This window comes from Mycobacterium europaeum, from assembly GCF_002102155.1.
In the GTDB taxonomy this organism is placed as follows: domain Bacteria; phylum Actinomycetota; class Actinomycetes; order Mycobacteriales; family Mycobacteriaceae; genus Mycobacterium; species Mycobacterium europaeum.
Genome location: NZ_LQOU01000013.1, coordinates 1 through 22,746 on the forward strand (window position 1 = coordinate 1; position 22,746 = coordinate 22,746).

Sequence of the window (22,746 nt, forward strand, 5' to 3'; positions counted from 1 at the left end):
CGCGACTCATCGGGCATCGACACAGGTGTAACCCATGACGCGACTCATGTGTCACCTATGTCGTGAACTCACACACCCTTAGCTCCACCCGAGAAATCGCCGCTAACCCGGCTTCGGCGGGTTGGGGTAATCGCCGTCCACGCGTAAGCGTGGGTGGAACAACTCGGCTTGCCGCTCCGCGGCGCCCGCTCACATCAGCGGGGGAAACGGCAGCAGCCAGATCACCGAAGGATCGACGCAGCCCCGGTATTGCGGACAATACGATGCCACCGAAGCGCCGACGAAGAAGCCGGCTTGCCGCCTTGTCGAAACGTTCAGCTGCGTATCCTTCATCACCTTCAACGCCAGCACGCTGGAGTCTTGGCCTCTATCAAGTCCGGTGCATACCGCGTGGCCGTGCGCAATCGTGGTGCCCGGGTCATCGACGGCGATCCCGTAATTCTCAAGGGCCGCGATGAAGGCATCATCGGCTGGATCTGCCGATGCTGAGGCTGCGGGAAGCAGCATCGCGGCGGCCAGCACGAACGCGCCGACTTTCGACCACTTCCCAGGACCGACGTTCATCTGGTCGAGGCATCCTCTCGGTGTGAGGCGAATCGGCTACTACGCAGTCGTGCGATCTCACTGTCCGCTCCGCGCTGAAGCGCGTGGTAGGGCCCAAAGTCCTCCGCCGCCGGACCCTCCGTCGCATTCCGGCACCTCGGCAACGACTGTAAACAACAGGCTTTGGTTGACTCGAGCCAACCCGGCCGCGTGCCGATATGCGCTTCTCCTATGGACGGCACTCGACGCGTTTTTGGGGAGGGCTGAACGGGGAACGCCTCGCGCTACAGCCCACTTCTTGAGCGGTGCGGTCTGGCGTCGGGTTGTTCCTACAGGACTCGGTTCAGCCCCTCCAACGTCGAGTCTGCTCCGCGGGCGGCCGCCGACCGTAGACGGCGAGCGGGACCGTTCACTTTCTGGCGGATTCTTCGTTTCCTGGCCCCCGACGCAACGGGATGACGGCGCGGCACCTCGTCATGGGTGGGTGACCAGGTACGTTTCGTTGTCCAGGTCGGCGGTGAGTTCGTGGATGTCGAAGGGCCGGTCGAGCCGGGCGTGCAGCGCCTTCGGGTCGATCAGAAGGCTGATCTCGGCGGTCTGGCGGGCGAACATCCGTCCGACGAGGGGATAGATGCGGCGCATGATCGCCCGCTCGGCAGCGGTGCAGCGCGATGCGCAGTAGCCGACGTGTCCAATCTCGTCGGTCAGGATTTCGCTGTAGAGCAGTTCGATCCGCTCGGCGACTTCAGGTTCGTCGCTGAAAAGTTCGATGCCGACGCGGCGCAGTTCGTCGAACATGATGCAGCCCGCCATCTCGCCGGCCCCGACGAACAGAAAGCTCAGCCGTTCGGGTAGGAACACGCCGGTTTTGACGAACTGTCGCATGACGAACGGGGGCGGGGCGACCTGAAATGTCAGGTCGAAGATGTCGAGCGCATACGCGAGCAGCCGGGTGTGGTAATGCTCTTCGAGTTCGAGGTAGACGTTCTCGGGCGGCACGTCATGACCGCTGTTGCGCCCGTAGGTTTCGCCGAGTCCGACGCCGAACCGTTCCGCCTGATTCAGCTTGGCGGTTGCCAGCAGGAACAGCATCTTGCGGTCCAGGCCGGGCTCCGGCCGTCGGCGGCGCAGGTTGCGAAGGAATGTCTGTTGATCAATCGGGTGGGCCGACCGGACGGGGTTCGCTTCAAGTTGGTGGAAGAACCGCTCGCGATTGGCTAATCGTCGATTGAGTAGGTCGGCTTCACCGTCGCGCCTGGCCAGGAAATCCCGGTAGCCCTCGATGCCCGTGCTGTTCATCGTTTCTCCATTCCCTTGACAATCGTTGAAACGTAACGACTTAACAGCGCGGGGTCGTGTGACCCGGTCGCGAGGAGCGCGAACAGCCCGGTGAGAAAGAACACTGCGAGTTCCGTGGCATCCGCGCTCGCCGAGACTTGCCCCGCATCTCGCGCCCCGCTGATCACGTCGATCAGAAATTCCGCGAGCGGGTGTTGCGCCAACTCGTCTTCAACGGGACGTGACGACGAGAAATGCAGTCCGAGCATGTCCCGGAATATGGCTGCACCTAAACGACTTTCGGCATCGAGTACGTGCCTGACGATTTCCGAGAGTATCGACGCCAAATCACCCTCAGCGGCACCGAGTTCGCTGACGATTCGAGCCTCCTCGTCGCGCTCCAACTCGGCGAGCACGTGCTCCTTCGTCGGGAAGTGAAAATAAAACGTTCCCCGTGCCACGCCTGCCGTGGCTGCGATGGCACTGACGTCGGCGGCGGCCAAACCGCTCTGCCCGATTTCGGCCAGCGCGGCGTCGAACAAGCGCGCCCGGGTTTCGAGTCGGCGGGCCTCGCGAACGCCACCAGAAGGCGTTTCGGTCGCCGACGAGGCGGGCGATGACCCCATCGACGCACCCTATGTCTTTCGCTGACAACCGTCAATGACGACCGTCAGCGAATCGCGGGTGGGCGCTTCACTCGTCGGCAAACGCGGGCGCCAGGAACCGCTGCAAGACCGTTCGTTCGATGAGGCTGTCCGTGAGCGGCCAGTAGGCCAGGGACACGACCACGCGAACGATCCACTGGGCCGCCTCCGGATCGTCGGTGATCCCGGTGAGTTCCGCGGCGAGATGACTGAGCACCGGCGAGGAATGCAGCTCGCCCAAATCCGGCGTGCTCCCCGGGCTGAGCATCAGTCGCCGCAGCGGGTCCGAGCGGATCTGTTCGAGCGCGACCGTGACGGCGGTGAGCACGCGGTCGGGGCCGGTGAGCCCGTCCACGGCGTGCCGAACCGTCTCGATGATTCCGGCCGACAGGCGGATCAGCACCGCGTCGCGGATCTGGGCCTTGCCGCCCGCGTAGCGATAGATGGTCGCTCTCGAGCAGTGGACCCGCGCCGCCAGGGCGTCGATATCGAACGCATCCAGCCCCTCGCGCACCACGAGGTCGGTTGCGGCAGCGTAGATGCGGTCCGCGGCCGCGGACCGGCGGTCGCCACCGAGGACCCAATCATGGCCGGCCATGGGCCTCACTCCCTTGAGTTATCGGGACAGCGCGTTCTCACAAGTGAGACGATCTCGGCCCTATGTTCCAGCATTTGCGCAGCTACCTCAACGCCGGTGAGACGGCGGCCGTGCCATGCCAGCGCCTCGGATCGCAACTTTCGGCACGTCCATTGACGGCCGATGTCCCGGCGACTCAGCGTTGAGTCATGGATTCAAATGCCGGCGGTCTCGGGCTCGCGCTGTTCGACGAGCAGTTCATCCAGAACCCGGAGTTGCTCTACCAACGGATGCACGAATCCGGACATGTCCATCGCATCGGCGATTCACGGTTCTACGCGGTCAGCAGTTGGGCAGCCGTGAACGAGGCGGTCGCACGCTGCGCAGACTTCTCGTCCAACCTGACGGCGACGATGATGTATCAGCCCGGCGGCGCCGTCACCGCCTTCCACATCGGCGAGCTCGGCGGACCCACTCAAGCGTTGGCGACCGCTGACGAACCGGTTCATTCGGTGCATCGAAAGGCGCTACTGCCGCACCTCGCGGCGAAGCGCATCCGCGCCTTCGAGCCATTCATCGCCGACACCGCTGCCCGCCTCTGGGATCGCCACGCGCGAGGCGGGCGCATCGAATGGATGAGCGCGATGGCCAACCGGCTACCCATGATGATCGTCGGGAGGATTATCGGCGTCCCCGACGCCGACATCGACAAGATCATCCAATGGGGTTACTCCGCCACCCAGGTGGTCGAAGGGCTGGTCACCCAGGATCAGATGGATGCGGCCGGCGTAGCCGTGATGGAGCTCAGCGGCTACATCACCGAGCGGTTCCAGCACGCTGTAGGTGACCCACAGGACAATCTGCTGGGAGACCTCGCCGCCGCCTGCGCCTCCGGCGAACTGGACGACCTGGCGGCGCTGGCGATGATGATCACGCTGTTCAGTGCCGGCGGTGAATCGACGGCGTCCCTGATCGGTTCTGCCGCTTGGGTATTGGCGACGCGGCCGGATGTCCAGCAGCAGGTGCGCGAGCGACCGGATTTGCTCGGGGCGTTTCTCGAAGAGGTGCTGCGCTACGAACCGCCTTTCCGGGGCCACTACCGGCACGTCGTCCACGACACCGAACTGTGCGGCGTCGAATTGCCGTCGGGTTCGCGGCTGCTTCTGTTGTGGGGGGCGGCCAACAGGGATCCGTCCCACTTCGACAACCCCGAAGAGTTTCGACTGGATCGGGCTGCGGGTAAGGGCCATATCAGCTTCGGCAAGGGAATCCACTTCTGCGTCGGAGCGGCGCTCGCGCGCCTGGAGGCGAACATCGTGCTGAGCCAACTGCTCGCGCGGACGTCGAACATCACGGCCGCCGACGTCGGGAAGTGGCTCCCCAGTCTGCTGGTGCGGCGCCTCGAACGGCTGGAAGTCGCGTACGCGTAGGCGCGATTGCCCGTCACTTGACGCGGGTACTGATCCCTTCGAATCAGTCACGAACCCGGAAGGACCGCATGCCGACGCGCGAGGGCAACGCCACCGACGGCCTCCTGCAAGAACTTCTATGGGCCTACGGGCCGTGCGGACAGGAAGCCGAGGTGCGCGCGGTATGCGCGCGCGAGCTGCAGCCCGTCGTCGACGACATGTGGACCGACGACGCGGGCAACCTGATCGGGTACATCGCCGCCGACCCTCCGCGCGACGGCACGGGGCGCGGGCATCGGCACCGGGTGTCGTCGGCGGCCGAACCCGGCGTCGCGACCCGCGTCATGGCGCACCTGGACGAGCTGTCCATGCTGGTCAAGCGGGTGGAGCCGGACGGCACGCTGCACGTGACGCAGCTGGGCACGATGTATCCCGGCAACTTCGGTCTGGGGCCGGTCGCCGTGCTCGGCGAGCACGAGACGCTGACCGCGGTGTTGACGCTGGGCTCCGAGCACACCACCCAGGAGAGCCAGCGGATCTGGCAGACCAAGCCCGACAAGGGCGACCGCGCGCTGGACTGGGACCACGTCTACGTCTTCACGGGTCTGAGCACCGATGAGCTGGAGGTCGCCGGGGTGCGCGCGGGCACCCGCGTGTGCGTCGACCGCAGCAAGAGGACGCTGGTCGAGTTCGGTGGCTACCTGGGCTGCTACTTCCTCGACGACCGCGCCGCGGCGACCGCACTGCTGCGCGCCGCGCGCCTGTTGCACGAGCGCGGGCAACGGCCCGTCGACGACGTCTATTTCGTGTTCACCACCAACGAGGAGATCGGCGGGGTGGGGGGCACGTACGCCAGCGGGTCGTTGCCCGGCACGCTCACCCTGGCCCTCGAGGTCGGTCCCACCGAGCGCGAGTACGGCACCAGGGTCAGCGGCGGCCCGATCGTCGGCTACAGCGACGCCTTGTGCGTCTACGACAAGGACGTGGCCGACCGGCTGATGGGCATCGCCACCGAGTTGGGGCTCTCGCCGCAGCCGGCCGTGCTGGGCGCCTTCGAATCCGACGCGTCGCACTCGAAAGCCAACGGGCTGAGCCCGCGCGCGGGCCTGCTGTGCGTGCCCACGCTGAGCACGCACGGTTTCGAAGTGATCCCGCGCAGCGCGATCGACGACATGGCCTCGATCATCGTCGAGTTCGTGCGGCAGCCCGGCGCGCATGCCCGAGACGAAGACTAACGCGGCCCCAAGATTTGCCTGAACATTGCCTAAGAGGCGCGTGGCGGCGCCCGGCGCGTCGGGATGCCCGTCCTACGGTCGACGGATGAACATTGACTACTACCTGCAGAAGGTGCCGGTCGAGTCGGTGCGGCCGGGCTTCGCGCTCGCGATCGGCGACGGCGGTGACTACCGCCTCTTCCGGGTGGAATGCACGCAGATGACGCAGCGCAGCGGTCAGCCGGTGACGTTCACGCTCACCTCCGAGGCCCCGGACGGCGGCGCTCCCTTGGTGCTGGAGTGCGAGGCGGGCACGCCGGTGGTCCGGGTCCTCGGGGTGTGCAAGGCGGCCTCCTAGCCCTGCGCGCGGACAGCCGGCTTCGTCGCGGCGATGAACTGCAGCGCGCGCTGCGTCTGTTGCTCGATGTCGACCAGCCCGGCCGACGAGAACAGGTCGACGAAGGCGTGCCGGTCGAACATGGAGAGCCCGATGACGCGGGCGCCGGCGGTCATCGCGTGGCGGATGCCGGGCATGTCCGGGACGTAGCTGGTGAGGACCGCGATGCGGCCCCCGGGTTTGAGCACCCGCAGCATTTCGCGTGCCACGCGGAACGGTTCGGGCATCAGGTACAGCGCGCCGAAGCAGCAGACCGCGTCGAACGTCGCGTCGGCGAACGGCAACGCGCCGGCGTCGCCGCGCACATAGCAGGTCCGCGGCGTGCTGTTGTCCAGCACGGCCCGCGTGAGCATCGGCTCGGAGATGTCGAAGCCGACCGCGAGTCCGCCATCCGGTAGTTGCCCTGCCAGCGAGCCGGTGAAGTTGCCTGGGCCGCAGGCGACGTCGAGCAGTCTCGCGGCGGTGGACAGCCGAAGCGCCGATGCCGCGCGCCGCTGCTCGGCGCCCGTGGTGACGCCGCTGGCCACGTAGAACGCGGCGGGGCGCCACAGCCGCTCGTAGACCGTGGCGACCAGGGGGCTGTTCATGGCGCGCTGCGCGACCGTCGGAGCCGGGGAACTCGTCGATTCGCCCAGTACGTCCAGGAATCCGTGCCGTGCCGCGGCGGGCTCGGTGAGCAGACCCCGGGTCAATTCGACTGCATCCTGGCTCATTTCGTCGCTTTCGTTCGGGCGTGCACGGGTGGGGATAATCCGCAGGTGAATCCCCATTTTTTCGCCGATCTGGCTGCTACGCTAAGGCTCTTCGTGGGAGGCGACGCAGTGGGGGCCTGGGGCAGGCAACGGATGGGGTGAGCACGTGACGCACCTTTCGGCGACGATCGCGGGACGCGCGTCGGCCGGCTGAGCGGATTGCGTTGACAGTGCAACCCTTGCCCCGGCCCCGAATCCGCGCCCGTGCGCCGCTGCGGATCTCGTTCGCGGGGGGCGGCACCGACGTGCCGCCGTTCCCGACCACCGAGGGCGGCTGCGTCCTGTCCGCCACCATCGACCGCTACGCGCAGGGATCGCTCACCCCGCGCACCGACCGCATGGTCACGATCGAGTCGGTGGACTTCAAGACCACCACCGAAATGAGGCTCGACAGCGAGATCCTCTACGACGGCAGCCTGGATCTGATCAAGGCCGCCGTGCGCAGGTTCGGCAGGGAAGGCACGGACGGCTACGACCTGGTGCTGCGCTCGAGCGCTCCGCCGGGCTCGGGGCTGGGCTCCTCGTCGACGATGATGGTGGCGCTCACGGGCCTGCTGGCCGAGCACTACGGCGTGCCGATGGGTGAGTACGAGACCGCGCAGTTGGCCTGTGCCATCGAGCGTGAGGACTTGGGTATCACGGGCGGCATGCAGGACATGTACGCCGCGACGTTCGGGGGATTCAACTTCATCGAGTTCACCGACCGCGTGATCGTCAACCCGCTGCGCATCCGCGACGAGACCGCCTTCGAACTGGAACTGAGCCTGCTGCTGTGCTTTACGGGCATCACCCGGGACTCGGCCCGGGTCATCGAGGACCAGACCCGGCGGGCCACCACCGGCGCCGACGACACCCTGGCGGGCCTGCGCGCGCAGAAGGAGCTGGCGGTGGCGATGAAGGCCGCCCTGCTGACCAACAAGCTCAACGATTTCGGTGCGCTGCTGGGCGAGGCCTGGACGCAGAAGAAGCGCATGTCGCCCTACATCACCAACGAGCGCATCGACGAGCTCTATGACCTCGCCCTGAAAAACGGCGCGCTCGGCGGCAAGATCACCGGCGCGGGCGGCGGTGGCTACATCCTGCTGTTCTGCGACTTCGCGAAGAAGCACCGACTCATCGAAAGCCTGGAGTCGGCCGGGGCGACCATCACCGAATTCGCCTTTGAGAGCAAGGGATTGACCACATGGCAGGCATGAGCACCTCGGACGTCGTCGCGCCGAGCGTCGAACTGGTCCGGGAGCGATTGGCGGACACCATCGCGGTGAAGCAGCAAATGCTGTCGGGCGGGATCGCCGCGCAGACCGTCGAGATCGCGCGACGGATGGTCGAGTCGCTGCGCTCCGGTGGAAAGGTGATCTTCTTCGGCAACGGCGGATCGGCGCAAGACGCGGGACATCTGGCCGCGGAGCTGATGGGCCGCTTCGCCTTCGACCGCCCGGGCCTGGCCGCGATCAGCCTGCCGGACGCCACGGCGGCGATGACGGCGATCGGCAACGACTATTCCTACGACGAGGTGTTCGCCCGGCAGGTGCTCGCCGCCGGCCGCGCGGGCGATGTCGTGGTAGGCCTCACCACGTCGGGCAACTCACCGAACGTCGTCCGCGCGCTCGAGGCGGCCGCCGGCGCCGGGATGACGACCGTGGCGCTCACCGGTGCGCGTGGCGGGAAGGTGGCCGAGGTCGCCGAGTTCTGCATCCGGGTCCCGAGCGAGGACACCGGGCGGGTCCAGGAAGCCTGCCTGCACCTGGGCCACTCGATCTGCGAGATGGTCGAGGCGGCGCTGTTTCCCCGGCCCCGCTGAGGCCGTCGCGGTATGGCCGACTTCCGGAACGTCCGCACCGTCTTCCTGGACCGGGACGGCACCCTCAACGTCAAGGCCGCCGACGGCGAATACATCAGGGCGCCCGGGGAATTGGTACTGCTGCCCGGCGCGGCGAAGGCGGTGGCCGCCCTGAACGCGGCGGGCCTGCGCACGGTCCTGGTGACCAATCAGCGTTGGTTGTCCGAACCGGCCGCGGACGCGGCGCGGTTCGCCGCCGTCGAGGACCGGCTGGAAGAGCTCCTGGCGGACGAGGGCGCCCGCCTGGACGCGGTGTACCACTGCCCGCACGCGGCGGCCAGCTGCGACTGCCGCAAGCCCGGCGCGGGCATGTTGCTGCGGGCGGCGCGCGAGCTGGGTTTCGCGCTGGCCGAGTCGGTGATGATCGGGGACAGCGAGACCGACATGCAGGCGGGCCGGGCGGCCGGCACGGCCACCGTCCTGCTCCGCGCCGGTGACGCGGACGCGGAGGGTGCCGACGCGGTCGCCGACGATCTGGCCGCCGCCGTGCGACTCATCTTGCGCGCCAAGAGTTCTCGTTTCGCCTGAACCGTTGCGCCACCGAGCGAATCAGCAACGCGAGCGCGAACGGCAGGTCGTCCCGAAGGTACCTGCGGGCGAGGCGCCGCGGCTCGAGCGCCAGCCGGTGTACCCACTCCAGTCCCAGCCGTTGCAGCACGGGCGATGCGCGGCGGACGATCCCGGCGGTCATCGCGATGCCGCCACCGCAGGCGAGGCACCAAGCGCCCGGAAGTTCCTCGCGCAGCAGCTCGATGAGGCGCTCCTGCCGGGGGAAGCCCAAGCCCACGAACACCAGATCTGGTGCGGCGGCCGCGACGGCGGCGACCACGCGGCGGGCCCCAACGTCGGTCTGGTCGAAGCCGAACTCCGGCGAGCACGTCCCGGCGACGCGCAGGTTGTCCGACCGCGCCACGAGCGTCGCGGCCGCCCGCTCCGGCACCCCCTCCGCGCCGCCGAGGAGGTACACCGACTTGCCTTCGGCGGCCGCCGCGGCACACAGCGGAAAGATCAACGACGACCCGGCGACGCGCTCCGGCAGCCGGTCACCCTGGGCGCGCGCCGCCCACACCAGCGGCATCCCGTCCGCGACCACGACGGACGCGCGGGCGATCAGGTCGGCGAGTTCGGGGCTGCGGGCGGCCGCACGGGCCACATCCACGTTCACCGGCACGATCGAGCCGCCCCGGCCGGCGGCCCAGGCCGCCCGCACACCGTCGACGACCTGTTGTTCGGTCACGGCATCGAACCAGAGTCCGCCCACCCGGACCCTGCGCGGCCCCGCGCCGGTCGGCCGCGGTGAACTCCGGTGGGGTCGGTTCACCCGCTCATCATGCCCCGCGGCCGCGGGGACCGGCACGGCCGACGCGCGCTCCTTGCCGCAGCCGGAACCCAGCCCATAACCTGGGCAACATCCGACCGCGGCCGGGGGAGTCGGGCCCGTCGCGGTAGACGACGGCGACGCAGGCGGGCAGGTCATGGCACAGCGGCGGTCACCGGGGCGCGCAGGCCCGCGCCGCGACGGCGTGAGCGGCGGACTATCGCGGTGGCCTTGACCGGCGCGCGCGCGGACGAGCTGGCGGCGATGGACGTCTTCGAGGGATGTCCGATCGCCGATCTGGAGCCGCTGGCGGCGTCGCTGCAACCGCTGAGCGCCGCGGGCGGCCAGGTACTGATGCAGCAGGGCGAGCAGGCCGTCTCCTTCCTGCTCATCTCCTCGGGCATCGTCGAGATCACCCACGTGGGCGACGACGGCGTGATCATCGTGGAGCACGCCTTTCCGGGGATGCTGATCGGGGAGATCGCGCTGCTGCGTCACATCCCGCGGACCGCGACGGTCACCACCGCCGGGCCGCTGACCGGGTGGATCGGCGACAACGACGCCTTCGTCCGCATGGTCCACATACCCGGGGTCATGGAGCGGCTGCTGCGCACTGTGCGCCAGCGTCTCGCCGCGTTCATCACGCCGATCCCCATCCAGGTCCGCGATGGGACCGACCTGATGCTGCGACCGGTGCTGCCCGGCGACACCGAGCGAACGGTGCACGGGCACATCCAATTCTCCAGCGAGACGCTCTACCGGCGGTTCATGACACCGCGACTTCCCACTCCGGCGCTGATGCACTACCTCTCGGAGGTGGACTACGTCGACCACTTCGTCTGGGTGGTGATCGACGGCGGCGACCCGGTCGCCGACGCGCGCTTCGTGCGCGACGAAGGCGACCGCAGCGTCGCCGAGATCGCGTTCACCGTCGCCGACGCCTACCAGGGCCGCGGTATCGGCAGCTTCCTGATCAACGCGCTGTCCATCGCCGCCCATGTCGCCGGCGTCGAAAGGTTCTCGGCGCGAATGCTTTCCGACAACCTGCCGATGCGCACGATCATGGACCACTACGGCGCGATCTGGCAGCGCGAGGACATCGGCGTCATCACCACCGTCATCGACGTGCCGCACCGGCGTGACCACGGTTTTCGGCGCGACGTGGCCGCCCAGATCGAGCACGTCGCCCGCCAGATGATCGAGGTGGTCGGCTGAGCCGGCGCCTTGTGCTACCAACGAGCATGCGGCCGTTGCGGTTTGGTGCCGCGACCGGTCCCGCGCTGGCGTTGCTGCTGCTGGCCGCGTGCGCTCACCCGCCCGCGCCGGCCCCACCGCCGACGCCCACCACGGCGCCGGCGCCGACGGCGGTCAACCCGGCCAACATCAAGCGGGTGGTGCGCGAGCTGCCGCCCGGTTACGAGGCGACCACGGGGATCCCCGGCGGGGCGTCCCCGCAGGTGATCTGGAGCCTGGGGCCCGATGCTTCGGACAGCAAGGTGAGGCCGCCGCAATGCGGGGTGCTGGCCGACCCCGGGCAGGGACATGACGGGTCGGCGCAGGGGGTGTCCGCCTCGGGCAGCGGTGGCATCGTCGACGCGGTGGTGGTGGCTTTGCCGGCGCCGGTGGTCCGGCCCGACGACGTGGTCGCCGGGTGCGGCCAGTGGACCATGACCGCCGGACGCAGCACGGCGAGCGTGCATCTCATCGACGCCCCACAGGTCGAGGGCGCCCAAACCCTCGGCATGGTGGCCGACGTCAAGTCGTCCGTCGAATCGGGCACTCAGATCGATTCGCGCACATACACCTTCATCGCCTACCTGGGCAACTTCTACGCGTTCACCACGCTGACCACCGATCCGGGTTCGGTGGTGCCCGCGCTGCCGCCGCACGTCGCCGCCGATCTGCTCGTCAAAACGGTGTCCACGTTGCGCAGCTGACGCGTCGGCCTTGGGTAGATTGGCCACGGTGTTCAAGGTGGCGGTCACGGTCGCGGCGGTGGGTGTGCTCGCCGGATGCTCGTCGGGGGACGCTACCTCGGCGAAAGTCGACATCAAGAAGGTCGCCGACGTGAAGTCGAGCTTCGGGCAGGATTTCAAGGTCACCGACATCGGTGAGCGGGGGATCGACCCCAAGGTGCTGTCCGGCCGCAAGCTGCCCGAGGGCCTCACCTTCGACCCGGCCAACTGTGCCAAGGCCGCGATGGGGCCGCAGATGCCCCCGGACCTGCAGGGCAACATGGCCGCGGTTTCCGCCGAGGGCAAGGGCAACCGATTCGTCGTCATCGCCGTGGAGACGTCAAAAGCCTTGCCGGTCAACGACCCCGGTAAGGAGTGCGCCAAGGTGGCGTTCACCGGCCCGCAACTGCGCGGCGGCATCGAGGTGGTCGACGCGCCGCGGATCGACGGGGCCCGCACGCTGGGGGTGCACCGCGTCCTGCAGGCGCTGGTCCCCGGCGGGCCCCGCACCGGCGAGCTCTACGACTATTCGGCGCAGTTCGGTGACTACCAGGTGATCGTGACCGCCAATCCGCTGGTGGTCCCCGGGCAGCCGGTCGCGCCGGTCGACACCCAGCGGGCCCGCGACTTGCTCGTCAGCGCGGTGAAGTCGGTCCGCGGCTAGGCCCTAACGCACACCGCGGGGCCGGAACTGGATGCTGACGCGCGGGCCCACCGGCGCCGACGTCTTGGGCACGGCATGCTCCCAGGTGCGCTGGCACGAGCCGCCCATCACCAGCAGGTCGCCGTGCGCCTGCGGCAGCCGCAACGACGGGCCCCTAGAAGGACGTGCGCGCCGCCGCATGGCGAAGGTGCGGGTGGCGCCGAGGCTGACGATCGCCACCATGGTGTCCTCGGAGCTGCTGCGGCCGATGGTGTCGCCGTGCCAGGCGACGCTGTCGGAGCCGTCGCGGTAGCAGCACAATCCGACCGTGGTGAACGGCTCGCCGAGCTCGCCGGCGTAGATGTCGTTGAGCCGGCGCCGCAGCCTGGCCAGCAGCGGATGCGGCGGGTCGTCGACGGTCAGGTCGTGAAAGCTCACCAGCCGCGGGACGTCGACGAACCGGTCGTACATCTGGCGGCGCTCCTCCCGCCAGGGCACGGCCGACAGCAGGCCGTCGAGCAGGTCGTCGGCGTCGGTGAGCCAGCCCGCGCGGATCTCGATGAAGGCGCCGTCACCGAGTTCTCTGCGCTCGGTGTGTGCGAACAGGGAGCCTTGTACCGCGATCTCCACGGCGGCCAGTCTATCGCACATCCGTTCGATGAAGGCGGGACCGGCCGTCCGAGCGGCTACCGTTTTCACTGTGGGTGTGGTTGAGCTGGGCACCAATTCCGAGGTGGGCACGCTGCGGGTCGTGATCCTGCACCGACCGGGCGGCGAGCTGCGGCGGCTCAACCCGCGCAACATGGATCAGCTGCTCTTCGACGGGTTGCCCTGGGTCGCGCGCGCCCAGGACGAACACGACCAGTTCGCCGCGCTGCTGCGGTCACGGGGCGTCGAGGTGCTGCTGTTGTCGGACCTGCTGGCCGAGGCGCTGACCCACAGCGGGGCGGCGCGGATGCAGGGCGTTGCCGCCGCGGTCGACGCGCGGCGGCTCGGAGCGCCGCTGGCGCAAGCACTTTCGGGCTACCTGCGCGGACTGGACCCGGGCAGGCTGGCGCAGGTGCTGATGGCCGGCATGACGTTCAACGAACTGCCGTCGGACATCCGGACCGACGTGTCGCTGGTGCTGCGCATGCACCATGGGGCGGACTTCGTCATCGAGCCGCTGCCCAACCTGGTGTTCACCCGCGACTCCTCGATCTGGATCGGCCCGCGGGTGGTCATCCCCACGCTGGCGCTGCGGGCCCGGATGCGCGAGGCGTCGTTGACCGATCTGATCTACGCGCATCACCCGCGGTTCACCGGGGTGCGGCGCGCCTACGAGTCGCGCACCGCTCCGGTGGAGGGCGGCGACGTGCTGCTGCTCGCTCCCGGTGTGGTCGCGGTCGGCGTGGGCGAACGGACCACCCCGGCGGGCGCGGAAGCGTTGGCCCGCAGCCTGTTCGACGACGACCTCGCGCACAAGGTGCTCGCCGTGCCGATCGCGCAGCGGCGTGCGCAGATGCACCTGGACACGGTGTGCACGATGGTCGACACCGACACCGTGGTGATGTACGCCAACGTCGTCGACACGCTCTCGGCGTTCACCATCGAACGCACGCCCGCCGGCGTGGCCATCAGCGACGAGGCGCCGTTCCTGGAGGCCGCCGCCAAGGCGATGGAGATCGACCGGCTGCGCGTGATCGACACGGGGCTGGACCCCGTCGTCGCCGAGCGGGAGCAGTGGGACGACGGCAACAACACGCTGGCGCTGGCACCCGGCGTCGTGGTCGCCTACGAGCGCAATGTCCAGACCAACGCCCGCCTGCAGGACGCGGGCATCGAGGTGCTGACCATCGCGGGGTCCGAACTGGGCACCGGCCGCGGCGGCCCCCGCTGCATGTCCTGTCCGGTCGCCCGCGACCCGCTGCGTTAGATCGCTTGCGGCGCCGAGATTGCCGCCATGGTCGTCGCCGGGGGTCGAACCACAACCCTCACGGCAATCTCGGTGACGAACGGCGGGCCAGCGCCTCGCGGGCCCGTTGGACGATGGCGCTGGGACGGTCCTCGTTGATGACCCTGATCACGGTCCAGCCGAGGCTTCCCACGATCTCGGCCCGGCGAATGTCTTTCACGTACTGGCCGCGCGTCAGCGAACCGCCCGCTATCGCTTCGCTTCCGATAAGGGCCCCCGCCATGCGCTCATCATCGACGTCACGACCGATGGCGCGTCCACATTGCCGCCAGGGTTGTGGACAGCGCGCAAAGCACAGCCATAGGGTCAATCTCGGCGGTGAACGGCGCAGGATCAGCGCCAGCTGGGCAGCCAGATCTCCATGTCCCAGGTCTGCTGGGAGATCGGCAGCCCGGTGAGCACCGGGAACAGCCAGGCGAAATTGGTCACCACCAGCGCGACGTAGCAGCAGACGGCGATCAGCCCCAGTGTGCGTCGTTCCGGGCTCAGACCGCGGGCCCGGCCCGGCGGGTAGAGGACGTCCCCACAGATCAGGGCGATCCCCATCACCAGGAACGGCGCCATCGTCGACGCGTAGAAGAAGTACATCTGCCGGTCGATGTCGGCGAACCACGGCAGCCACCCGGCGCAATAACCGGTCAGCACAACGGCATAACGCCAGTCGCGGCGGACGAACGCCCGCCAGCAGGCGTAGAGCAGGACCGGCACGGCCAGCCACCACATGGCCGGCGTGCCGACCAGCATCTCCGCCTTGACGCACGACTGCCCGCCGCACCCGGAAACGTTCTGCTGATCGATCGCGTACAGCACCGGCCGCAACGACATCGGCCAGCTCCACGGCTTGGACTCCCACGGGTGGTGATTGCCGGCGGCGTTGGTCAGGCTCTTGTGGAATTGAAAGGCCTTGGCGGTGTAGTGCCACAACGAGCGGATGGCGTCGGGGAGCGGGACCACCGAATGGGGGCCGATCGACTGACCGACCTCGTGCCGATCGATCGCCGTCTCCGACGCGAACCACGGCGCGTAACTGGCCAGGTACACCGCGAACGGGATGAGCACCAGCGCGTACCCGGTGGGGATCAGATCCCGCCGCAACACCCCGGCCCACGGCCGGGTCACCTGGTACTGACGCCGCGCCGCGACGTCGAACGCCAACGACATGGCGCCGAAGAACAGCACGAAGTACAGCCCGGACCACTTTGTCCCGCAAGCCAATCCAAGCAGGACGCCCGCCGAGAAGCGCCACCAGCGCACCCCGAGTCGCGGACCCCACACCGTCTCGGCGGCGCGCCCCTCGAGCAGCGCGACGTGCATGCGCCGGCGCACCTCGTCCCGGTCGACGATCAGCGCGCCGAACGCCGCGATCACGAAGAAAGTGAGGATGCCGTCGAGCAGCGCGGTCCGGGCGGTGACGAAGCTGACGCCGTCGCAGATCACCAGCACGCCGGCGATGGCGCCGACCAGCGTCGAGCGGCTGATCCGCCGGACGATCCGCGTCACCAGCACGACCAGCACCACGCCGAGCAGGGCGCCGGTGAACCGCCAGCCCACGCCGTTGTAGCCGAAGATCGCCTCGCCGATCGCGATCAGCTGCTTGCCGACCGGCGGGTGGACCACCAGGCCGAAGCCGGGGTTGTCCTCCACCCCGTGGTTGTGCAGCGCCTGCCAGGCCTGCGGCGCGTAATGCTTCTCGTCGAAGATGGGCGTGCCGGCATCGGTGGGCGAACCCAGGTTGAGGAACCGGCTGATCGCGGCCAGCACGGCGATCACACCCGTGACGACCCAGCCGCGGATCTGGTCGGTCGGCCCGAAGTCGGCCACCGGAATCATCGGTCCCGGGCTGACGACGGGCACGACGCGCTCCTGGCCGGCGACCGGGGGTTCGCGGGGCGGGGCGGACATCGGTGTCGATCGTAGGCTGTCCGTCATGACCACTGGCCGCCTGTTGCTGGGCGCGACCCCGTTGGGCCGGCCGTCGGACGCCTCGCCCCGCCTGATCGACGCGCTCGCCCACGCCGACGTGGTGGCGGCCGAGGACACCCGGCGGGTGCGGACCCTGGCGAAGGCTCTGGACGTCACCATCGGCGGCCGGGTGGTCAGCCTGTTCGACCGGGTCGAGGCGGCCCGGGTGGAGCCCCTGATCGCCGCCGTCAAGGCCGGCGCGATCGTGCTGGTGGTCAGCGACGCCGGGATGCCGCTGGTCAGCGACCCCGGCTTCCGGCTGGTCGCGGCGTGCGTGGAGGCCGGCCTGCCGCTGACGTGCCTGCCCGGGCCGTCGGCGGTCATGACCGCGCTGGCCGTGTCCGGCCTGCCGGCGGAGAAGTTCTGCTTCGAGGGATTCGCCCCCCGCAAGCAGGCCGCGCGGCGGGCCTGGCTGGACTCGCTGGCCGACGAGCGGCGCACCTGCGTGTTCTTCGAATCGCCGCGCCGGCTGGCCGCGTGCCTGCGGGACGCCGTCGACCGGCTCGGCGGCGGACGCCGGGCGGCGATCTGCCGGGAACTGACCAAGGTGCACGAGGAGGTGGTGCGCGGATCGCTCGACGAGCTGGCGGCGTGGGCGGACGACGGGGTGCTCGGCGAGATCACCGTGGTGCTGGCCGGTGCCACCCCGCGTGCCGACCTGCCGGCGCTGGTGGGGCGGGTGCAGGAGCTGGTCGCCGGCGGCGCGCGGGTCAAGGACGCCTGCGGCGAGGTGGCCGCCGCCAACCCGGGGGTGCGCTCGCGCCAGCTCTACGACGCCGTCCTGCGGTCGCGCCAGGCGTGAGGGGTCAGCCCGCCGAGAACGCGGCCGCGATCCGCGGCTGTCCCACGATCGGAGAGGCCTTGTGCAGGCATTCGGCCCATTCCGCGTCCGGATCGGAGTCGGCGGTGATCCCGCCGCCGACACCCAGCACCGCGCCGCCCGCGGCGTCGAACTCGACCGTGCGGATGGCCACGTTCAGCTCGCACCCCGCTACCGGTGAAGCCAGACCGATTGCGCCGCAGTAGATTCCGCGACGGTGGGGCTCCCATTGGGAGAGCAGCTGGCGGGCGCGGTGTTTGGGTGTCCCGGTGACCGAGGCGGGTGGGAAGGCGGCGTCCAGCAGCGCGGACGTCGGCAGCTCGACGGGGACGCGCGCCGACACGGTGGACACCAGGTGCCACACTCCCGGGGCGCGTCGCACCACCAGCAGCTCGGGCACGGTCACGGTGCCCACGACGGCTACCCGGCCGAGGTCGTTGCGCACCAGGTCCACGATCATGATGTTCTCGGCTACCTCTTTGGCCGACGCCCGCAGCGCCGACGGCCAGGCATCCAGGGGCAGGGTGCCCTTGATCGGGCTGGAGGTGACCAGCGTCCCGCGCCGCCGCAGGAAGAGCTCGGGGGACAGCGACGCCACCGCCCCCCACGCCCCGGCCAGGTAGGCCGCCCGCGCCGGGGAGGTGCGGGCGATGCCGTCGGCGAAGAAGTCCAGGGGGGTGCCACCGGTCGTCCCGGTGAATTGCGTGCACACGCAGGCCTGGTAGATCTCGCCGGCGCGGATGGCCTCCAGGCAGTTCAGCACGCCGTCGCGGTGGGCCGCCCGGTCGGCCGGGCCCCAGTCGATGCGGCAGTCGCGCGCCGGCGGCGGCCCCGCCGCAAGGGCGGCGGCCAGCCAGTCCGGCATCGGTGCGCCGGACAGGCTCTCGTACCACCACCGGCCGTCCCGGTCGCGCCGCAGCACGCAGTCGGTCCAGCCGCCCGCGGCTTCGGGGATCCGGTTGGGCTCGCCGTCGGCGCCGGGATCGGGATAGGAAAGGTAACCGATCCAGCCGCCACCCACGGCTTGCGAGTCGATCGATTGCGGGCCGAGCTGGGCCGCGAAGGCGGCGTCGGGATCGACCGGCTGCACCGGCACGCTCGGCGCGATCACCGCCAGGGCGCCGAACCATTCGCCGGTCAGCGCGGCCGGCGGCGGCAGACCGAGCCGGGCGGTGGCGTCGCCCACGGCGCGCAGCACCGCGGGTGCGGCGCCAAGGTCGCCGAGCCGGTCGATACGCACCGCCCTAGCTTGACAGAAGGGCGCCCGCCTAGCCGCGGCTGACGTCGCGGGCGGTCGCCAGGGCCGCCAGCTTGTCCGGATTGCGCGTCACGTAGAAGTTGGTGATCTTGTCCTCGACGATCTCCAGCGTGATCACCCCTTCGAGGCGGTCGCCCAGGTAGAGCAGCACGGCCGGCGCGCCGTTGCAGGTCACCATGTCGATGCGGAACTCCGCGAACTCGCTCGCCTTGCGGAGCAGGCCGACGATGGCCCTGGCCACCCGGTCGGCGCCCACCACCGGCCGGCGCGCCGCGGACACCTTGCCGCCGCTGTCGGCCGTCCACGTGGCGTCGGGGGCCAGCATCGTCATCAGCGTCTGCACGTCACCGCTGGCCGCCGTCTCGAGGAATTGGGCGGTGAGCCGCGCGTTGCGCCGGGGGTCGGTCGCCTCGAACCGCTTCCGCCGCGCCCGGACGTGTTCGCGCGCCCGGTGCGCCACCTGCCGCACCGTGGGCGCCGGTTTGCCGACCGCGTCGGCGATCTCGCCGTAGTCGAAGCCGAACACCTCGCGCAACACGAACACCGCCCGCTCGTCGGGGCTCAGCGTTTCCAGCAGAACCAACATTGCCATCGAAATCGATTCCGCCAGAACCACATCCGTTGAGGCGTCCCGCTCGTCGAGCAGCAGCGGCTCCGGCAGCCACGGCCCCACGTACTCCTCGCGCCGGCGCGCGCCGGCGCGCAGCGCGTTGAGCGCCTGGCGGGTCACCAGCTGAGCCAGGTAGGACTTGGTGTCGCGCACCGTCGACAGGTCGACCGCCGCCCACCGCAGATAGCTGTCCTGCAGGACATCGTCGGCCTCGGTGGCCGAGCCGAGCATCTCGTAGGCGATGGTGAACAGCAGCGGCCGCAGCACGGTGAACCGTTCGGCGTGCTCTTTGCCGGCGGGCGCGCGCGTCATCGCAGCGCGATCTCGGCGGGCGCCTGCGCGGGCCGCCTGCCGCCCTTGAGCCAGCGGTAGGAGCCGGGCTTGGCGGCCTCGCGCCGGATGCCCCACAGCGTGGCCTTGCAGATGGCCTCCTTGATGGACGCGGCTGTCCGCCCGCCCAGGGCCATGTTCACCGGTGTGTCGTCGGTGCGCGCCAGCTGCACCGTGCCGTAGGTGCGGCCCAGGCTGATGCACTGGCCGACGAACGCCTGGTTGAGCCGGGCCGGAGCGGTCCCGGTGAGGCGGCTGAGCACGGTGTCGGCGGCTTGGGCGCCCAGCGGTCCGGCGGCCTGGCAGCTCATCCGCAGGGGCTGGCCCGACGGTGCGGCCGCATCGCCGGCCGCGACGACGTAGGGGTTGTCGATGCTGGTCAGCGTCTCGTCGGTGAGCAGTCGGCCCAGCGCGTCGGTGCTCAGCCCGCTGCGCGCGGCCAGGTCCGGCACGGCGAATCCCGCCGTCCACACGGTCGCCGCGCTCGGCAGCACGGCTCCGTCGCCGAGCACCACCGCGTCCCACCGCACCTCGGCCACCGTCGCCGATTCCAGCACGTTGACGCCGAAACGGCGCAGGCGCTTGGCGACGGAACGCCGGCCGCGCCGGCTCAGCGACGGGCCGAGCGCGGCGCCGCACACCAGGGTCACCTGCCGGCCCCGTTCGGCCAGCTCGGCGGCCGTTTCGATGCCGGTCAGGCCGCCGCCGACGACGGTGACGGGCGCGGCCAGCGGCAGGTCGGCGAGCGCGTAGCGCAACCGCTGGGCGCTTTCCAGGTCGGCCGTGGAGTGCGCGAACTCGGCGAACCCGGGCACCGCGGCCGGTGCGGCGCCGGTGCTGCCGACCGCGTAGATGAGGTAGTCGTAGCCGAGCTCGCGGCCCGAGGACAGCAGGACGCGCCGGTCGGCCGTCTCGATGCGGTCCACGGTGTCGACGACCAACCGGATCCCGTCGCCGAGCAGGGTCGCGTAGTCGGCGGTCGCGGCGCCGGTGTCGGCGACCAACTGGTGCAGGCGTATCCGCTCCACGAAGAGGGGGCGGGGGTTCACCAGGGTGACCTCGACGTCGGGACGCTGCCGCAACCGGTTTGCGGCCAGGGTCCCGGCGTATCCGCCGCCGACCACGACGACATGAGTTTTCTGGGCGGCCACCTCGGTCATTGCTGTCTCCTGTTCTCACGGGTCTGATGCCCTTGAGACACCGCGGCCCGGTCGAGCGTGACAGGCCCGCAAACATTGTGACGCGCCTCACGGGCGCCGCCAGCCGGGTCGGCCGCGCTGCGCCGGAGCGGGGAAGGGGCGGGTCGTGCGTGCTACGCTGCGCTACGCCAATTCGTGACCAGCCCCGCGTCGGATACACGCACCAGATAACCCAGGCAGTACGGGGCCACTTCAGTGTGCAACGGTGTGTGTTGGGAGAAGCAACCGTGAGGACGAGGAAAAGCGCGCTGGCCGCTGTCGTGTGCGCGGCGGTGGTGCTGAGCGGATGCGGTGGCAAGAGCGATCCCGGGCCACTGTCGGCGATGGTCAGCCCGGCCATCCCGCCGAGCGCTCAAGAGATCCCCAACCCGCTGCGCGGCCAATACGAGGAAGGCTTGAATCCGCTTTTCCCGCAAGGTAATTCCGCGCAGCAGCGGTACGCGGCCTGGCCCGCCTCCTACGACGCCAGCCTGCGGGTCTCGTGGCGCCAGTTGCAGCCCGTCGACCCGCGCACGCTGCCCCCCGACGCGCCCGACGACCGCAAGTTCGACTTCAGCGCGATCGACGACGCGCTGGCGAAGGTCGGCAGCCGGAACATGCGGCTGATCCTCGGCGTGTACACCTACAAATCCTGTTGCAACGATTCGTATCCGAACGCCACCAACATCGCGATCCCGGACTGGATCCGCTCCGCCGCCACCACCTACCCCGCGACGTCGAACAGCTCCACACCCGGTGTCGTGCAGGTGGTCCCGAATTGGAATGACGCCGACTACCTCAACAACTTCACCCAGCTGCTCGCCGCGCTGGGCCGGCGCTACGACGGCGACGAGCGCCTCAGCGTGTTCGAGTTCTCCGGGTACGGCGACTCCGGCAGGACCAGCCTCACGTACCTGCGCGACGCGCTCGGCGCGCCCGGACCGGCGCCGGACGACAGCGTCTCGAAGTTGGGCTACTACAGCCAGTTTCGCGATCAAAGCATCACCAAGGCGTCCATCGGGCAGCTGGTCGCGGCGAACGTCGCCGCGTTCGGCCATACGCAGTTGGTGGTGACCGGGGAGAATCCGGAGATCGTCCGCGAGTTGTTCGCCGACGACGTGACGAAGAAACTCTCCGCACCGGTCGGCATCCGCGCGGACTGCCTTGGCGTGCAGGCCCCCCTGCCGGAATGGGCGGAGTCCGGCGACTCGCACTACGTGCGGTTCAACGACGCCGTCGTCAGCGCGATCAAGCAGCGGTTGGCCTCGGCGCTGGTGGTCAGCGAGTGGTGCCCGCTGCCGAACGGGACCGACCCGCGGTCGTACTACGAGAAGGCCCTGCACGACGTCGTCCGGTACCACGTCTCGATGACGTCGAGCGCCAACTTCCCCGACCGGGATGCGACGTCGGCGATGGACCCCAAGCTGTATCTCCTGTGGGCCAAGGCGAACACCTCGGCCGGCTACCGGTACTCGGTGGAGGCCAAGCCGGGCTCGCAGTCGATCCAGGGCAAGGTGGCGGCCATCTCCGTCGTCTGGACCAACTACGGTTCGGCGGCCACCACCGAACGATGGGCACCCGGCTACAAGCTGGTCGACTTCTCCGGAGCTGTGGTCCGCACGATTCCGGCGACGGTCAACCTCAAGACCCTGGTCCACGACGACTCCAGCTCGTCGCGCGAGGAGGCGGTTCCCGAGTCGTCCACCGAGTCCGTGCACGTCGACGTGACCGGCCTGGTGCCCGGGCACTACACGCTGCGCGCGTCGGTGGACTGGCAACAGCACAAGCCCGGCGCCTCCCACGTGGTGAACTACACGCCGATGGCGCTGGCCCGCGACGGGCGCGACGGTTCCGGCCTGTACCCGATCGCCACCCTCGACATCGCGAGCGACGCGGCGGCCGGCGGGCCGTAGCCCCCGATGACGGGCCGGTGACCGTCGCGACCGCCCGTTCGCGCCGCAGTTGGGCCCCGCCGGAAGTTGTTCGTTAGCCCGGTTGGGACGGGTGCCGCGTGGTAGGTTTTGCTGACCAAAACCGATCGTGACCTGCCCCGGTCCGAATCCA

The 22,746-nt window shown here is 69.6% G+C and carries 24 protein-coding genes; 12 read left to right on the forward strand and 12 right to left on the reverse strand.

All coding sequences use genetic code 11. The annotated features are described in order from the left end of the window. Positions 1-189 precede the first annotated feature (189 nt). From AWC03_RS06140 to AWC03_RS06155, 4 genes are all read right to left on the reverse strand, one after another. Positions 190-564, reverse strand: coding sequence for a DUF732 domain-containing protein (locus AWC03_RS06140; RefSeq protein WP_085239638.1), 375 nt, complete (start codon positions 562-564; stop codon positions 190-192). A gap of 453 nt (positions 565-1,017) precedes the next feature. Then, positions 1,018-1,842 (reverse strand): hypothetical protein, encoded by an 825-nt coding sequence (locus tag AWC03_RS06145; protein ID WP_085239639.1) that lies wholly within the window; start codon positions 1,840-1,842, stop codon positions 1,018-1,020. Continuing rightward, complete coding sequence (locus AWC03_RS06150; protein ID WP_085239640.1) at positions 1,839-2,447, reverse strand: TetR/AcrR family transcriptional regulator; 609 nt, start codon at positions 2,445-2,447, stop codon at positions 1,839-1,841. Before AWC03_RS06150 ends, AWC03_RS06145 begins: the two co-directional genes overlap by 4 nt. A gap of 67 nt (positions 2,448-2,514) precedes the next feature. Beyond that, complete coding sequence (locus AWC03_RS06155) at positions 2,515-3,063, reverse strand: TetR/AcrR family transcriptional regulator (protein ID WP_085239641.1); 549 nt, start codon at positions 3,061-3,063, stop codon at positions 2,515-2,517. A 188-nt stretch (positions 3,064-3,251) separates the two neighbouring features. Here AWC03_RS06155 and AWC03_RS06160 point away from each other — a divergent pair, with 188 nt between their 5' ends. From AWC03_RS06160 to AWC03_RS06170, 3 genes are all read left to right on the forward strand, one after another. Beyond that, positions 3,252-4,472 carry a cytochrome P450 gene (locus tag AWC03_RS06160; protein ID WP_085239642.1) on the forward strand — a complete coding sequence of 407 codons (1,221 nt, stop codon included), beginning with the start codon at positions 3,252-3,254 and terminating at the stop codon, positions 4,470-4,472. A 68-nt stretch (positions 4,473-4,540) separates the two neighbouring features. After that, positions 4,541-5,686: a M20/M25/M40 family metallo-hydrolase gene (locus tag AWC03_RS06165; RefSeq protein ID WP_085239643.1), complete on the forward strand. Its 1,146-nt coding sequence runs from the start codon at positions 4,541-4,543 to the stop codon at positions 5,684-5,686. A gap of 85 nt (positions 5,687-5,771) precedes the next feature. After that, positions 5,772-6,023 carry a hypothetical protein gene (locus AWC03_RS06170; RefSeq protein WP_085239644.1) on the forward strand — a complete coding sequence of 84 codons (252 nt, stop codon included), beginning with the start codon at positions 5,772-5,774 and terminating at the stop codon, positions 6,021-6,023. Here the strand turns inward: AWC03_RS06170 and AWC03_RS06175 are convergent. Next, the gene (locus tag AWC03_RS06175; RefSeq protein WP_085239701.1) at positions 6,020-6,775 is read right to left on the reverse strand and encodes a class I SAM-dependent methyltransferase; all 756 of its coding nucleotides are present in this window, start codon (positions 6,773-6,775) and stop codon (positions 6,020-6,022) included. The two genes, AWC03_RS06170 and AWC03_RS06175, sit on opposite strands and share 4 nt — an antisense overlap. Positions 6,776-6,993: 218 nt before the next feature. Here AWC03_RS06175 and AWC03_RS06180 point away from each other — a divergent pair, with 218 nt between their 5' ends. From AWC03_RS06180 to AWC03_RS06190, 3 genes are read left to right on the forward strand one after another with little or no spacing between them, the layout of a single operon-like run. Next, on the forward strand, positions 6,994-8,010 hold the full coding sequence (locus tag AWC03_RS06180; protein ID WP_085239702.1) for a GHMP family kinase ATP-binding protein: 1,017 nt from the start codon (positions 6,994-6,996) through the stop codon (positions 8,008-8,010). Continuing rightward, entirely contained in the window at positions 7,998-8,615 is a 618-nt protein-coding gene (locus AWC03_RS06185; RefSeq protein ID WP_211279212.1) for a D-sedoheptulose-7-phosphate isomerase, read from the forward strand. The genes AWC03_RS06180 and AWC03_RS06185 overlap by 13 nt, the downstream gene beginning before the upstream one ends. A gap of 12 nt (positions 8,616-8,627) precedes the next feature. Next, positions 8,628-9,182, forward strand: coding sequence for a D-glycero-alpha-D-manno-heptose-1,7-bisphosphate 7-phosphatase (locus AWC03_RS06190; RefSeq protein WP_085239646.1), 555 nt, complete (start codon positions 8,628-8,630; stop codon positions 9,180-9,182). Here the strand turns inward: AWC03_RS06190 and AWC03_RS06195 are convergent. Next, entirely contained in the window at positions 9,148-9,975 is an 828-nt protein-coding gene (locus tag AWC03_RS06195) for a WecB/TagA/CpsF family glycosyltransferase (RefSeq protein ID WP_085239703.1), read from the reverse strand. The genes AWC03_RS06190 and AWC03_RS06195 overlap by 35 nt on opposite strands. Before the next feature lie 261 nt (positions 9,976-10,236). Here AWC03_RS06195 and AWC03_RS06200 point away from each other — a divergent pair, with 261 nt between their 5' ends. From AWC03_RS06200 to AWC03_RS06210, 3 genes are read left to right on the forward strand one after another with little or no spacing between them, the layout of a single operon-like run. After that, positions 10,237-11,187, forward strand: a complete 951-nt coding sequence (locus tag AWC03_RS06200) for a GNAT family N-acetyltransferase (RefSeq protein WP_085239704.1) — start codon at positions 10,237-10,239, stop codon at positions 11,185-11,187. Positions 11,188-11,213: 26 nt separating this feature from the next. Further along, positions 11,214-11,909 carry a DUF5642 family protein gene (locus AWC03_RS06205; RefSeq protein ID WP_085239647.1) on the forward strand — a complete coding sequence of 232 codons (696 nt, stop codon included), beginning with the start codon at positions 11,214-11,216 and terminating at the stop codon, positions 11,907-11,909. Between the two features lie 28 nt (positions 11,910-11,937). Continuing rightward, positions 11,938-12,591 carry a DUF5642 family protein gene (locus AWC03_RS06210; RefSeq protein WP_085239648.1) on the forward strand — a complete coding sequence of 218 codons (654 nt, stop codon included), beginning with the start codon at positions 11,938-11,940 and terminating at the stop codon, positions 12,589-12,591. A 3-nt stretch (positions 12,592-12,594) separates the two neighbouring features. Here the strand turns inward: AWC03_RS06210 and AWC03_RS06215 are convergent, their stop codons facing one another. Next, positions 12,595-13,200, reverse strand: coding sequence for an alpha-ketoglutarate-dependent dioxygenase AlkB (locus AWC03_RS06215; RefSeq protein WP_208859287.1), 606 nt, complete (start codon positions 13,198-13,200; stop codon positions 12,595-12,597). A gap of 70 nt (positions 13,201-13,270) precedes the next feature. On the opposite strand from AWC03_RS06215, the gene arcA reads away from it, so the two are divergent. Next, positions 13,271-14,485: an arginine deiminase gene (arcA, locus tag AWC03_RS06220; protein WP_085239649.1), complete on the forward strand. Its 1,215-nt coding sequence runs from the start codon at positions 13,271-13,273 to the stop codon at positions 14,483-14,485. Positions 14,486-14,543: 58 nt separating this feature from the next. Here the strand turns inward: arcA and AWC03_RS06225 are convergent, their stop codons facing one another. Beyond that, positions 14,544-14,747 carry a hypothetical protein gene (locus tag AWC03_RS06225; protein WP_085239650.1) on the reverse strand — a complete coding sequence of 68 codons (204 nt, stop codon included), beginning with the start codon at positions 14,745-14,747 and terminating at the stop codon, positions 14,544-14,546. 110 nt (positions 14,748-14,857) lie between these two features. Next, positions 14,858-16,426 carry a dolichyl-phosphate-mannose--protein mannosyltransferase gene (locus tag AWC03_RS06230; protein ID WP_085239651.1) on the reverse strand — a complete coding sequence of 523 codons (1,569 nt, stop codon included), beginning with the start codon at positions 16,424-16,426 and terminating at the stop codon, positions 14,858-14,860. A gap of 25 nt (positions 16,427-16,451) precedes the next feature. On the opposite strand from AWC03_RS06230, the gene rsmI reads away from it, so the two are divergent. Further along, entirely contained in the window at positions 16,452-17,288 is an 837-nt protein-coding gene (rsmI, locus tag AWC03_RS06235) for a 16S rRNA (cytidine(1402)-2'-O)-methyltransferase (RefSeq protein WP_085239652.1), read from the forward strand. 4 nt (positions 17,289-17,292) lie between these two features. On the opposite strand, the gene AWC03_RS06240 is transcribed toward rsmI, so the two are convergent. Genes AWC03_RS06240 through AWC03_RS06250 form a run of 3 tightly spaced genes read right to left on the reverse strand, consistent with a single transcriptional unit; the run spans position 17,293 to position 20,664 of the window. Then, positions 17,293-18,546, reverse strand: coding sequence for an aminodeoxychorismate synthase component I (locus AWC03_RS06240; RefSeq protein ID WP_085239653.1), 1,254 nt, complete (start codon positions 18,544-18,546; stop codon positions 17,293-17,295). A 28-nt stretch (positions 18,547-18,574) separates the two neighbouring features. Continuing rightward, a complete protein-coding gene (locus AWC03_RS06245; protein WP_085239654.1) occupies positions 18,575-19,486 on the reverse strand; it encodes an RNA polymerase sigma-70 factor in 912 nt (303 codons plus the stop codon). After that, on the reverse strand, positions 19,483-20,664 hold the full coding sequence (locus tag AWC03_RS06250) for an NAD(P)/FAD-dependent oxidoreductase (RefSeq protein ID WP_085239655.1): 1,182 nt from the start codon (positions 20,662-20,664) through the stop codon (positions 19,483-19,485). The genes AWC03_RS06245 and AWC03_RS06250 overlap by 4 nt, the downstream gene beginning before the upstream one ends. Positions 20,665-20,930: 266 nt before the next feature. Between AWC03_RS06250 and AWC03_RS06255 the strand changes: the two genes are divergently transcribed. After that, positions 20,931-22,595 carry a hypothetical protein gene (locus AWC03_RS06255; RefSeq protein ID WP_249025831.1) on the forward strand — a complete coding sequence of 555 codons (1,665 nt, stop codon included), beginning with the start codon at positions 20,931-20,933 and terminating at the stop codon, positions 22,593-22,595. Positions 22,596-22,746: the final 151 nt, after the last annotated feature.